The organism is Thioclava dalianensis (assembly GCF_000715505.1).
GTDB lineage: Bacteria > Pseudomonadota > Alphaproteobacteria > Rhodobacterales > Rhodobacteraceae > Thioclava > Thioclava dalianensis.
The window spans coordinates 1-12,383 of record NZ_JHEH01000039.1 but is presented as its reverse complement, the minus strand read 5'-3'; the positions used below and the strand labels follow the sequence as shown (position 1 = coordinate 12,383).

Below are 12,383 nucleotides of genomic sequence, written 5' to 3'. Positions count from 1 at the left end.
CGCCAAGGCCGCTATTGGGATTCCCCAAATCACCTTGCATGGCTATTGTGGCCAAAAATGGGAAAAATCGCGGAAGAGGCGGATATGCAGGACAAAAGAGGGGCAGGTGCCGATCCGGCGCGGCTGATCGCGGCGATCGTTGTGCTCGTGATCGCGCTTGCGGCCTTGCCGTTGCTCAAGGGCGCGCTGATCATCGACAAGCACGAAGGCGACACGCTGCATCTGTCCGATATCGTGCTGCGGATGGCCGATTACGGACAATGGCCGCAGCTTGATTTCATGACGCCTCTGGGCTTGCTGGCAGTCTGGCCGATTGCGCTGTTCGTCAAGGCGGGCTGGGGTGTCGGCATGGCTTTCGTCGCCGCACAGACGGCGGTGGCCGTGATCTTGCTGGGGCCGATCCTGCGCGCGGCCCTGTCGCGGTTCCCCGGCTGGACCGCTTGGGCCTATGCGGCGTTCTGCGTGGTTCTGATCCTCGCCTTGGTGCCCGGCGAGGCCAATGCCGCGCTGTCGGTGTCTATGCATTACAACCGCTGGGCTTGGGCCGTGACCTATGTGGCGCTGCCGCTTGCGATCCTCGAGCCGCTGGGGCGGCGCAAGCCCTGGACCGACGGCGCGCTGATCGGTCTGGCCTTTGCGGCGCTGGTGCTGATCAAGATTACCTACGCGGCGGCTCTGTTCCCGGCGGTCTTGCTGGCGCTGATCCTGCGGCGCGATTTCAAGGCGATTGCGGCGGCGGTGCTTTGGGGTGGCGGCGTGATGGCTTTGGTGACCGTTATGATGGGGGTGGCTTACTGGCCCGCTTATCTGCACGATCTGCTGACCGTGGCGGGATCGACCACGCGCGCGGCGCCCGGGATGGCCCTGCCGGGCGTGATCGCGGCACCTGCCTATCTGGGGGGTACTATCGCGCTTCTGGCGAGTGTGATCTTCCTGCGGCAGGCCGGGCGGATGCGCGAGGGGCTGGTGCTGCTCGTGTTGGCGCCGGGGTTTGTCTACGTGACCTATCAGAATTTCGGCAATGACCCGCAATGGTTGATCCTTGCGGGGCTTCTGGCCATCTCGCTGCGCCCCGAGGGAGCGGTGCGCAATGCGCTTGGATGGCCGCTGCGTCAGGCGCTTTTGGTGGTCGGCGTGGCGATGCTGGCCTTTGGGCTGCCCACCGTGGTGAACCTCGCATGGAGCCCGATGCGCCTCTATGCCGCCGATGCGAAAGGCAAGGTGCCCTTCCTGACGCATCAGGCGCAGGGGCGCGATCTGCTGATCTCACCGCTGCGAATGTACCGGGTGATGATGTCCGAGGATGCCAATGGTCCGGGCGAGCCCTATGCCGATTTTGCCGACCGCTACAAACAGCCCAAGGAGGAGGCTGCGGAGGGCGAACCCAAGGATGATGCGCTCCTTGAGATCAACGGCATCCCGTTGCCCGCCTGTTCGCTGAGCACCGGCTATAACGCATGGTTCGAGAGTGCCGCGCAAAAGCTGATGCAGGGCGGCTATGGCGGAAGCTCGATCTTTGTGACGGATCTGTTCTCGGCGCTCTGGCTTTACGGCAATTTCAAACCGCTCGAAGGGGGCGCGCCGTGGTATTACTCGGGCACGCCGGGGCTGAAAAACGCCGATTACGTGCTCGTGCCGCTCTGCCCGACCTTCGTATCGCGCCGGGACGAGATCCTCAGGACGATCCAGAAAGAGGGTTGGACGCTCGATCTGGTCGCCCGCTCGCGCATCTACCTTCTGTTCAAGCCCGTGCCGCCGAAAGCGCCCGCTTCGGGCGGGTAAGCTAGTTCAGCGCGACGATCAGCAGATAGGCCCAGAGCGTGCCCACGAGGGCCAGTCCCATCGGGAAGTCCTTGCGGTGCCAGCTCACCCAGTCGGGCGCCATATTGCGCACAGCCGGGATCGCCCGCGCAAGCCGGTGGGCGGCGAAGGCGCCCAGCAGAAAGGCCGCGAGCAGCATCACGGTGAGCATCACATGCGAGTTCAGCGTCGAGAAGAACGGCGCTGCAGCGGCTGCAAACTTCGCGTCCCCCGCGCCGAAATTCGCAATCTGATTGAGGATGTAGCCCAGCACGAAGATCGCAATCGCGTTCACCCAGCGCCAAGCGTAGATGTCGAGCGGCATCACGAAAGGCCCGGCCACTGCAAAGATCAGCAGCAGCGTTAGCGTCGCCTTGTTGCGGATCTTCATGAATTTCAGATCGGTATAGACGACCCATGCGCAGACCGGGGTGATCAGGATCAAGAGCACCAATGCCGAGACGGATTGCGACAGTCCCAGCATTGCTTAGCCCTTGATCGTCGCAGGCGTGCCCGCATCAAGCGCCTTGAGCGCCCGGTCGGCCTGCGCGAAATATTGCGGGTTGGTGTCGATGGCGTCTTGCAACAGGGTCTTGCCCATATTCACATCGCCGCGTTTCACTGCCGCAAGCCCCGCCGTATAGAGCAGTTGCGCCCGCTCGCCTTGGGTCATCTCGATCACCGGCAGGTCGTATTTGCCTTGGCTTGCGCGCGCCAGAACGAGGTTGTTCTTGGTGGTGAAGCGATCCGGATCGTAGCTGAGCGCCTCTTTGAAGAGTTTCTCGGCCCCCGCCGCATCGCCACGGGTCAGCTTGGAAAAGCCCCAGTTGTTATAGATCCCCGAGGGCGTCGTGGTGAGCCCGGCTGCCGTCTCGTAAAAGCTGTCGGCTTTCTTCCATTTCTTCTCGCTATCGGCGATCATCGCGGCCAGCCGGTAGCGGTCATAGGTCTCGACGGTGGGCGGAACCGAGTTCAGTGTCGCTTTGGCACCCGCCCAGTCATTCGAGCGGATCTGCGCATCGGCCAGCGAGACCTTGTCATCCTCAGTGGCACCGGGCATCGCGAGCACCTCTTGCCACACTTTCACCGCCTGCGTGGGCTTGTCGGCGCGCACGAGGGATTTGGCGAGGCCACGACGAATGTCGATCCGGTCGGGGCTTTCCTGCGCGGTGCGCGAGAAATAGGCGACCGCCTCATTGGGGTCGGCCACGGTCAGCATGACGTTGGACATTTCCGTGCCATCGACCGCGTTCACGGTCTTCATGGCCTCGGCAACCTCGGCGTTGCTGTTATTGCCCATACAGCCGGACAGCGTCGAAATTGCGCAGCCTGCGAAGGCTGCCAGAAGGAGGGGGTGGCGCATGTTTGTGCGTCCTTTTTGCTCGAGCCTCAATGCTTCGTCAGCAAAAGGTAATCGCCTACCCCGCGTCTGACGAGCGAGAACTGTTCGTCCTTGGGCGCAGCGTAGCCGGGTTTGTGCATTTTGGCGAGCGCGAGGGTTAGGTTTTGCCGGATCGCGTCCGATTGGCCACTGTCGAGCGCGAAGGCGGTGCGGAAGACGCGCGAGGCCTCTGGGTACTTGCCGCGATTCATCAGCACGACGCCCAGATTGTTCCATGCCGGGACGAAGGTTTCATCGACCTTGACCGCGCGGCGCAGCATCTCTTCGGCCTGATTGAGCCGCCCCAGCTTGAGATCCGCCGATCCGATGGCAGAGAGCACATCGACCGTCGCGCCCTGCTGGGCTGCGGCCCGGTAATAGGCCTTGAGCGCGAGCTCATATTCGCCCGCCGCCATCAGGCGGTGTCCAACGACCAGCCCGTCGACGCCCTCGGCACCGGGCCGGGTCCCCGGTGCGAAAGGGCCATCTCTCTCACCCGAAAGGCCGCCCGGAGAACAGGCGGCCAATCCGAGCATGAGAGCTGCGACGAGTCCCGCTCCGCACCGCCTTGTTTTCATTGCTTACATGCCCATCTGCTTGAAGCTTTCGAGCATATCAAAGATCGACGGGCCGACAAGGATGATCAGCAGCGGCGGCACGGTGAACATCATCGTGCCCAAAGTCATTTTCGTTGGGATTTTGTTGGCGGCCTCTTCGGCGCGCATCACCCGCTTGTCGCGCATATCGGCGGAGTAGAGGCGCAGCGCCTCGGCAATCGAGGTACCAAACTGCTGTGACTGGATCATCACCGTCACGAAGCTTGCGACATCGGCCACGCCCGAACGCTCACCGAAGCGGCGCAGCACGTCGTGTTTGGGCATGCCGGCCTTGATCTCATGGGCGACCATGGCGAATTCCTCGGCAATCGCGGGGTAGGAATTGTGCAGCTCTTTCGAGACGCGGATGATCCCCTGGTCGAGCGACTGACCCGCCTCGACGCAGACCAGCAGCATATCGAGCGCATCGGGAAAGCCGTTCTGGATCTCTTGCGTGCGCGCCGCGACGCGTTTGTTCACCCAGTATTTCGGCGCGTAATAGCCCGCAGCACCGGGCAACAGGATCGCCATGATCGTCATCGTCGTGCTCAACCCTTCCTCATCGGAGGAATTGGCGATCATCACATAGATCACACCAAGCGCAAGCAGCCCCAGACCGGCGGCAAATTGGGCGGCGTGGAAGTTGCGCACCGCATCGGGGCCGCGATAGCCTGCGCTTTGCAGCCATTTGCGCGATTCCGACAGTTCCTCGGCGCTCTGGGGCTCGAGGAAGGCCGCATATTTGTCGAGCTTGTCCGAGCCTGTCTCGCGCAGCTTTTGCTCGGGGCGCGCGCCGCCGCCGCCGCCGCCACCCCGGCGCGGAGCAGACCCATTCCCGGCCGCGCTGCTGCGCAGCTTGGCGAAAGGGTCTTCCTTTTTCTTGAGCAGGGCAGGGATGGCGGCGAGCACCAAGAGCCCGCCCAGCAGCGCCAGCGCCAGAAGCGGCCCCATCGGACCCAGCATATCGGTGAGCATCGTGTTGAGTGCGGAGAAATCCATGACGGCCCCCTCAGACCTTGATTGTGGTCATGATCTTCATGAACAGCATGTTGGCGCCCAGCAGCACAGCGACCACGATGGCCGTCGGAATGAAGGCGGCGGTGTCTTTGACCCGGTCGTAATAGTCGGGCGAGACGACCTGAATGATGACGAGAATGGCAAGCGGGAAGCCAGACAGGAAAATGCCCGACCAGCGCGGCTCGGCGGTGATCGCGCTGACCCGGCGCATCAGCTTGAAGCGCGAGCGGATCACCTTGCACAACCCGTCGAGCACTTCGGCGAGGTTGCCCCCCGAGCTTTGCTGGATCGACACGGCCACGGCAAGGAAGCGCAGATCCTGCATGTCGAGCCGTTCGGCCATCTCCGAGATCGCCTCAGCCACGTTGCGACCATAGGCAGCCTCATCGGCGATGATGCCGAACTCCGTGCCCATCGGATCGGGAATTTCGCGCGCCACGGCCTGAATGGCCGAGGCCAGCGGGTGACCCACGCGCAACGAGCGCACCATCAGCTCGACCGCATCGGGCAGCTGTTCCTCGCACATCGTCATGCGTTTCTTGGCCTTGGAATGGACCCAGAAATAGACCCCGCCCATCCCCATCGCGAGCGCAAGGATCGCTCGGATATAAATCCCGGCTTCCGTGGCCATTGAGAGCGCGAAGAACGCAACAAAGCTCGCGCCTGCCATGATCGCGATCAGCGCGGTGGGCGAGAAGGCGATATTGGCCTTTTGTGCTTTTGACGCGAGGATCGAGTAGAGCGGGATCGAGCGGGCGCTGCTGTGCTGGGAGGCTTCCTTGCGCAAGCGCTCCAGAACCTCTTCGCGGCGGTCGCCCTTCTCAAGCATCTCCAGGCGGCGATTGACGCGCTTGTTGAGCGAGATCGACTTGCCGAAGACCAGCAGATAGAGCCCTTCGACCAGCAACAGGACGGCAACAAAGATCAGAAGGTAGATGACAGGGGCCATAGAGATCATGGGAGCGCTCCTTAATCCTGCACGGGTTCGTAAATCGAGGCGGGCAAATCATAGCCCCACTGTCTGAATCGGTCCGAGAAATGCGAGCGCACACCCGTGGGGGTGAAGCGACCGATGATCTTGCCATCGGGCGCAAGGCCCAGCCGCTCGTAGCGGAAGATTTCCTGCATCGAGATCACATCGCCCTCCATCCCGGTGATTTCGGTGATCGAGGTCATCCGGCGCGAGCCGTCTTGCAGACGCGAAGCCTGCACGATCAGGTTCACAGCCGAGGCGATCTGGCTGCGCATGGCTTTCATCGGCATCTCGATGCCCGACATCGAGATCATGTTCTCCAGACGCGAGACGCCATCGCGCGCGGAGTTCGCGTGGATCGTGGTCATCGAGCCGTCATGGCCCGTGTTCATCGCCTGCAACATGTCGATGACCTCCTCGCCGCGGGTCTCACCCACGATGATCCGGTCAGGACGCATCCGCAAAGCGTTGCGCAGACAGTCACGCTGGGTGACCGCGCCCTTGCCCTCGACGTTGGGCGGGCGGCTTTCCATCCGGCCCACATGGATCTGTTGAAGCTGAAGTTCCGCCGTGTCCTCGATCGTCAGGATCCGTTCTGAGTTGTCGATGAATGACGACAGCGCGTTGAGCGTGGTCGTCTTCCCCGAGCCCGTACCGCCCGAGACGATCACGTTGAGACGGGTGGAAACGGCGGCTTGCAGATAGGCGGCCATCTCTTCGGTGAAGGCGCCGAACTGCACCAGATCGTCAATCGCCAGCTTGTCCTTTTTGAACTTCCGGATCGAGACGAGCGAGCCATCCACCGCAACCGGCGGCACCATCGCGTTGAAGCGCGAGCCATCTGCAAGACGAGCGTCGACATAGGGGTTGGATTCGTCGACACGGCGGCCCACGGCAGACACGATCTTGTCGATGATGCGCAACAGATGCGGCTCATCCTTGAAGGTGATGTCGCTCAGTTCCAGCTTGCCCGCGCGTTCGATGAAGATCTGCTGCGGGCCGTTGACGAGAATATCGTTGACCGTGTCGTCTTTCAAAAGCGGCTCAAGCGGGCCAAGCCCCATGACCTCGTCGTAAAGCTCTTGATGCAGCGCCTGACGGTCGGTCGAGTTGAGCGCGACCGACATTTCCGCCATCGCTTCGGCGGTGATGTCGGCGATCTCGGCTTTCAGCTCGGATTCAGAGGCATGTTCGAGCGCTGCGAGATTGAGGTTCTCCAGCAGACGCTTATGCATCTCCACCTTGAGTTCCTGCATGCGCTGCTTGCGCTTTTTTTCCTTGTCGACAGTGCTGGCGGGCGGTGCGGCCTTGGCAATCGGCAGCGGCTTGCGCACCGAAACCGGCTTGGGCGCAGCGGAGGACTGATCCGGAACGGGCGGCGGCGTCACCGCTTTGGGCGCGGCATCTTTCTTGTAGCGCGAGAACATGAGCTCCGTTCCTTTTCTATCAGGCCGTGGCTTCGGCGGCTTCGCTCAGCGCCACCAGCGAACCTGCAAGCTTCTGAATTTCCTTGCGCAGCGGGCATTTCGCCGCCGAAAGCGCGAGGGGCAGGCCGTGGTCGTTGGCCTGGGTAATCGCTTTGCCACCATCGCTCAGCATCAGCTCGATCGAGACATCGAGGCTTTCGGCCAGACGTTTGACCCGCTGTTTGCCGTTCAGGTCGGTGAATTTCGGTGCGCGGTTGAGCACGTAGCGCAGCCGCTCCGTGGGCAGACCCTCGGCCTTGAGCGCGCGTAGGAGGCGCAGCACGTTTTGCGCCGAACGCATGTCCAGCTCGAGCAGCGCGAAGTAAAGCTGCGCCTTGTTGAGCACCGTCTCGGTCCAGCTCACCACGGTCGAAGGCATGTCGATGATGACGAAATCGAACTGCGCGCGCGCGGTCTCGATCAGCTTGTCGACATCCTCGCCCGAGATCAGATCGAGCGGCAGCATGTCGGCGGGCGCGGTCATCACCTGCAGCTTATCATTGTAGCTCAGCAGGGCCTGACGGAAGCTGTCGGCATCCATGTGCTCGGTATCGCTAAGCATCTCGTAGATCACTTCGCGGCGTGGCAGATCGAGATAGGTCGCCGTTGCGCCAAATTGCAGATCGAGATCGAGCAGGCAGACGCGCGGAGAGGGGCTCTTGGCCTTTTTATTGCCGTCGTGGATCGTCGCCATCTCCCAGGCAAGGTTCACCGCAAAGGTCGAGGCGCCAACGCCGCCCGACAGGCCATGGACCGGCAACACCACGCCCTCGCGACCGCTGCCGCTGATGGTCTGCGTGTTGATATTGGCAGGGACTTCGGTGATCTGGCTTTGGCCCAGGCGCGCGATTGCGTCATGCAGAGCGCCCTCGGGAAGCGGGTAGGGCACGAAGTCATCGGCGCCCAGCCGCAGCAATTGGTGCAGCGCGATGGGGCTGACCTCTTCGGCGATCAGGATGACGCGAATGCCGCGATCCTTCGCTTCGGTGATCACCGCCGAGATCTTGCCCAGCGAGTCCTCGTCATCGCCATCGACGGCGATTGCGATGAATTCAAGCGCCTCCGCATCGGGCTGGCCGAGGAAAAGCGCTGCGTCATCAAAGGTCAGATCGCCCCAGCTTTCGCCAAGCTCGGCTTCCATATCCTCGATCAGAAGATCGAAATTCGCGACATTCCGCGACACCGTGCAGGCCTGGATCGGCGCCGGTTCCGGGGTCATCATAGCTGCTGCACTCATGGCCTATTGTCCTTTTCTCAGCGGCTCGGCGAAGTCGGGATTTTCGGCTCCCCTATCGATCGCGTCACCCGGCACGATCCCCGTGCCACGCATTTATTGCTGAGGATCAATCTCTCGCCGAATCTTGGCGAGATTGGGGCCACACTGTTTCAATTGTGGGGTTTTCAGCGACTATCGCAAAAAAAAGCGGGCTTTGTTGCCAAGCCCGCTTTCTCCGAAATTTGCTGTCGTGGCGATCAGCCGCCGCCGCCACCACCACCGTCCTTACCCTTGATCACGATGGTCTGAGCCGGTTTTGCGGAGTTGATATATTCATTATAGACGACTTCGGCATATTTGCCATCCATCGGCATCGGTTTGCCGCCCGAGATGAAGCCCGACACTTCGGTGACCGCGCGCCGGTTCGCCTCGTTGGGCGCGGGGGTGTAGACCAACGGACGGGTCTCGCCATAGGACACGACCGCCTCAAGACGCTGGCGCGAGATGCCTTGGGTCTCAAGGAACTGCACCACTGCGCGCGCCCGGCGCATGCCAAGAGCCTTGTTATAGGCGTTCGACCCCACAAGATCGGTATAGCCGTAGACGCGGAACCGGATCTGCGGGAATTGCCGGATCCAGCTGGCCTGCCGCGCCAAGGCACTGCGGGCCTGCGGCGAAAGTGCAGAGGAGTTGAAGGCGAAATTGACCGTGTTGGGCACTTCGGAGGCAAATTTGCGCGTCAGGTTGATCGCATAGGTCTGATCGCCCGACATGACGGCCGTATTCTGGGCGTTCGCCGTTCCAAAGCCCGTGGACTTCGTCCCAATACCGTCCCCGGCCTCGCCATTCTGGAAGCTATTATTCGCCGAACAGGCCGCTAGGGCCAGACCGACCGTCAGCAAGAGCGCTGTCTTGCGCATGGGATTTCGCTGCACGTTCATCGCTTACTCCATCACATAGCCGTAGGAGCCGGAAAAGTCCTGCTTGGCCACTTCTGCCGCAGCACCTTTGGTCGGCTTGCGCGTGCCGCCCTGGACCTTGCCATAAAGGAACAGATCCGACTCGCTCGGCGGTTTGACCCGATCCGTCGGCAGCGTCAGCGCGTCGCTTCTGACCGGCGACACGAGATGCGGCGTGACGATGATCACCAACTCCGATTGTTTGCGCTGGAAGTCAGCCGAGCGGAACAGAGCGCCCAGAACCGGCACATCGCCGAGCCACGGGATCTGGCTGCTTGCATCGGTGAAGTCGTCTTGCAGGAGGCCCGCAATAGCAAAGCTCTCGCCGTCACGCATCTCGACGGTGGTCGACGTGGCGCGTTTCTTGAAGGCGTTCACGTTAAAGCCGTTTTGGGTCACCGAGGTCGCGGTGTCGATCGACGAGACCGAGGCCCCGATTTCAAGGTTGATGATGTTGCCGTCGACGACCCGCGGGGTGAACATCAGTTCGACACCGAAGGGCTTGTACTGAATCGTCGTGCCTTTGTCGTCCACCACCGGGATCGGGTATTCGCCGCCTGCGAGGAAATCGGCCGTCTGCCCCGAAAGGGCGGTCAGGTTGGGTTCGGCCAAGGTGCGCACGACCCCTTTGGATTCGAGCGCTTCAAGCAGCAGGTTCATCTGGAACGTCCCACGCCCCAGCGAGAAGCCGAGGCCTCCGCCATTTTGCGCCCGCGAGCCTGCGCCGCCGACCGATGGACCGTTGCCGATGCCGCCCGTGAAGGAGCCGCGGTTGGTCACGCCCAACCCGATCGAGCTGTCGAGGGATTTCGCGACCGAGCGCTGCATTTCGGCAAAGCGCACCTTCAGCATCACCTGCTGGGTGCCCGAGACCGAAAGCAGGTTCGACACCCGGTCTGGCGCGTAGCGCTTGGCCAGATCGAGCGCGCGGTCGAGCTTCTGCGCCGAGGACACTGTGCCAGACAGGACGATCCCGTCATTGGCAGTGCGCACGTCGATATTCTCGCCCGGCAGGATCTGTTTGAGCCGTTCCTTGAACTCGGCAATGTCAGGGGTGACCTGAACATCGACATTCGAGATCAGCGTGCCACCCTTGCCAAGGATCGTCATTGTCGTGCGCCCGGGCAGCTTGCCCAGCACATAGATCGACTTGTCCGAAAGAGTCTGTACATCCGCGATGCCCGGATTTGCGATGGAAAGCTCCGAGAAGGGAACGTCGCTTTCAACAACCACCGCGCGGTTCATCGGCACGTTCAACGGTGCCTGCGATGTTCCCGACATAATCTTGAGCGTATCTGCCTGCGCCATCGGGAACGATGCGAATGCGATTGCTGTGCCAATTAGGCACGCCTTGATAAGCGTTCTGAATTCCATTGTGACCCTGCCTCTCCGATCACGCCACGTCACAGGTCTTGCTGCCTGTTTTAGGGACTGTTTTGTCCATTCTTGTCGGGAACCATGACGCAAACGGCATTTTATTGCAATATTCAAAGCATTGAACGTCGTTCTTGATGTGGGTTAGCTGCCACATATGAGATGCGGGGCCTCGTGAGGCCCCGCCAAACCTCTGATCAGAGGTGCTTTGTCAGTTCGTGCAGGGGATCTCGGTCTGGATCACGTCGCTGCCACGACGGGTCGTGATCGTGCATTTTTTCTTCTCGACGACCTTCTCGACCTTTTTCTCCTGAATGCCCAGCAGCTGATTGCGGTCGATCTCGATCTTACCGACTTGCTCGGTGTCCAGAGCTCCCACCAGCGACAGCGTCAGCCGACCGGTTGACTGCGCTAGTGTCAGCGCGGCGACTTGCTCGGGTGTGACCTCGGCCGTGACAGTGTTGGCGATCTGCGTGGCCGAAGAGCGATCCGCATCGGCGCTCTGGTCGATCGCGATCAGTTTGAGATTGCTTTCGATCAGTTTGGTGACGGGCTCGCCGTCGATGGTCCCGGACCAATAGACATCGACGAGGCTCCCCGGGCGCAAGAAGCCCGAAACGCCGGTTGCCACGCTGACTTGAATCGTGAAGGCACGGCGATTGGGTGCGAGATTGGCCATGATACCGGCATCGACCCCAGGATCGGTGACCTTGGAGGCCAGCACCGGTTCAAACGGCTCAATCGAACGCAGCATCGCACGCGGCCGGGTCTCGCCATCAAGGAAGATCGCGGTTTTCGCCTCGGGCGTGCCCATCTTGGCATGGATGCGCGTGAAGGCGCCGGGCGGGACGGCATCGGCCTGCACCTTGATCACCGTCAGGTCATCAGGGGTGAAGCGCTGGCCGTATTTGAACTCTTTCTTTGAGACCACAACATTGGCAAGCTTGGGAAACTTGGCCTGCATCGCTGCGAGGTGGTCCCGCTCGGCCTGGAACTGCGCGATCTGGCCTTGCGCCATGTAGACCGCGATCACGGCAAGGCCGATCCCTGCGGCGAGAAACAGAGCGAAGATCATACGCATTGTTCTACCTTTCTATTCACATGCCGGGGAGAGTCCTCGGCGCTGATCGTGACTCGCATTTGATCGTGGCGAGATGATGGCGCGCGCTTGGCGCGAAGGTGGAGTTTTCGTAGGATTTGTGAGGATTACATTGGGGTCGTGTCGACGCCCTGCGTGCCGATATAATCCGCGATGCCTTTGGCGGCGCCACCGGTTTTGCCCCAGATCGCCACACCCGCCAGCATGCCCAAAGACACAACGGCGGCGGTCAGTACGACCCAATCGACGGTCACGGCACCATCCTCGGCGCGGCCAAAGGAGCGCATCCACTCCGGCAAAGTCTTACTCATGATACAACTCCCTCTCGAAGTGTCACTGCGTCTGAGCCCTCGCTTGGCGTTGCGGCTCGATGGTCCTTTGGTAGATCCGGCTGATGGCAGAATTTGGGCGCTTTCAAGCAATGTTTTCGGTGTTTTTCGCACCAACCTGCGCGGCGCATGGAGCGCCTACGACAAGGGCCGCACCATTGGTGCGGCCCGCA

12 protein-coding genes are annotated in these 12,383 nt (G+C 61.6%); 1 reads left to right on the top strand and 11 read right to left on the bottom strand.

Features of this window, described 5'->3' with window-relative positions; genetic code table 11:
- Window positions 1-84 precede the first annotated feature (84 nt).
- Entirely contained in the window at window positions 85-1,782 is a 1,698-nt protein-coding gene (locus tag DL1_RS18130; protein ID WP_143081617.1) for a glycosyltransferase family 87 protein, read from the top strand.
- Window position 1,783: 1 nt separating this feature from the next.
- On the opposite strand, the gene DL1_RS18125 is transcribed toward DL1_RS18130, so the two are convergent.
- From DL1_RS18125 to DL1_RS18075, 11 genes are all read right to left on the bottom strand, one after another.
- Window positions 1,784-2,284 (bottom strand): prepilin peptidase, encoded by a 501-nt coding sequence (locus tag DL1_RS18125; RefSeq protein ID WP_038068980.1) that lies wholly within the window; start codon window positions 2,282-2,284, stop codon window positions 1,784-1,786.
- 3 nt (window positions 2,285-2,287) lie between these two features.
- The gene (locus DL1_RS18120; RefSeq protein WP_038068979.1) at window positions 2,288-3,163 is read right to left on the bottom strand and encodes a tetratricopeptide repeat protein; all 876 of its coding nucleotides are present in this window, start codon (window positions 3,161-3,163) and stop codon (window positions 2,288-2,290) included.
- Window positions 3,164-3,189: 26 nt separating this feature from the next.
- A complete protein-coding gene (locus DL1_RS18115; RefSeq protein WP_245739559.1) occupies window positions 3,190-3,717 on the bottom strand; it encodes a tetratricopeptide repeat protein in 528 nt (175 codons plus the stop codon).
- Between the two features lie 45 nt (window positions 3,718-3,762).
- Window positions 3,763-4,776, bottom strand: coding sequence for a type II secretion system F family protein (locus DL1_RS18110; RefSeq protein ID WP_038068977.1), 1,014 nt, complete (start codon window positions 4,774-4,776; stop codon window positions 3,763-3,765).
- A 10-nt stretch (window positions 4,777-4,786) separates the two neighbouring features.
- Complete coding sequence (locus tag DL1_RS18105) at window positions 4,787-5,752, bottom strand: type II secretion system F family protein (RefSeq protein WP_038068975.1); 966 nt, start codon at window positions 5,750-5,752, stop codon at window positions 4,787-4,789.
- Window positions 5,753-5,763: 11 nt separating this feature from the next.
- The gene (locus DL1_RS18100) at window positions 5,764-7,194 is read right to left on the bottom strand and encodes a TadA family conjugal transfer-associated ATPase (RefSeq protein ID WP_038068972.1); all 1,431 of its coding nucleotides are present in this window, start codon (window positions 7,192-7,194) and stop codon (window positions 5,764-5,766) included.
- 19 nt (window positions 7,195-7,213) lie between these two features.
- Window positions 7,214-8,470 (bottom strand): CpaE/TadZ family protein, encoded by a 1,257-nt coding sequence (locus DL1_RS18095; RefSeq protein WP_051693671.1) that lies wholly within the window; start codon window positions 8,468-8,470, stop codon window positions 7,214-7,216.
- Window positions 8,471-8,706: 236 nt separating this feature from the next.
- A complete protein-coding gene (locus tag DL1_RS18090) occupies window positions 8,707-9,390 on the bottom strand; it encodes an OmpA family protein (protein WP_248642601.1) in 684 nt (227 codons plus the stop codon).
- A gap of 3 nt (window positions 9,391-9,393) precedes the next feature.
- Entirely contained in the window at window positions 9,394-10,782 is a 1,389-nt protein-coding gene (locus DL1_RS18085) for a type II and III secretion system protein family protein (protein WP_038068969.1), read from the bottom strand.
- 211 nt (window positions 10,783-10,993) lie between these two features.
- Window positions 10,994-11,863, bottom strand: coding sequence for a Flp pilus assembly protein CpaB (gene cpaB, locus DL1_RS18080; protein WP_038068966.1), 870 nt, complete (start codon window positions 11,861-11,863; stop codon window positions 10,994-10,996).
- A 125-nt stretch (window positions 11,864-11,988) separates the two neighbouring features.
- Window positions 11,989-12,192 carry a hypothetical protein gene (locus DL1_RS18075; RefSeq protein ID WP_038068963.1) on the bottom strand — a complete coding sequence of 68 codons (204 nt, stop codon included), beginning with the start codon at window positions 12,190-12,192 and terminating at the stop codon, window positions 11,989-11,991.
- Between the last annotated feature and the right edge of the window lie 191 nt (window positions 12,193-12,383).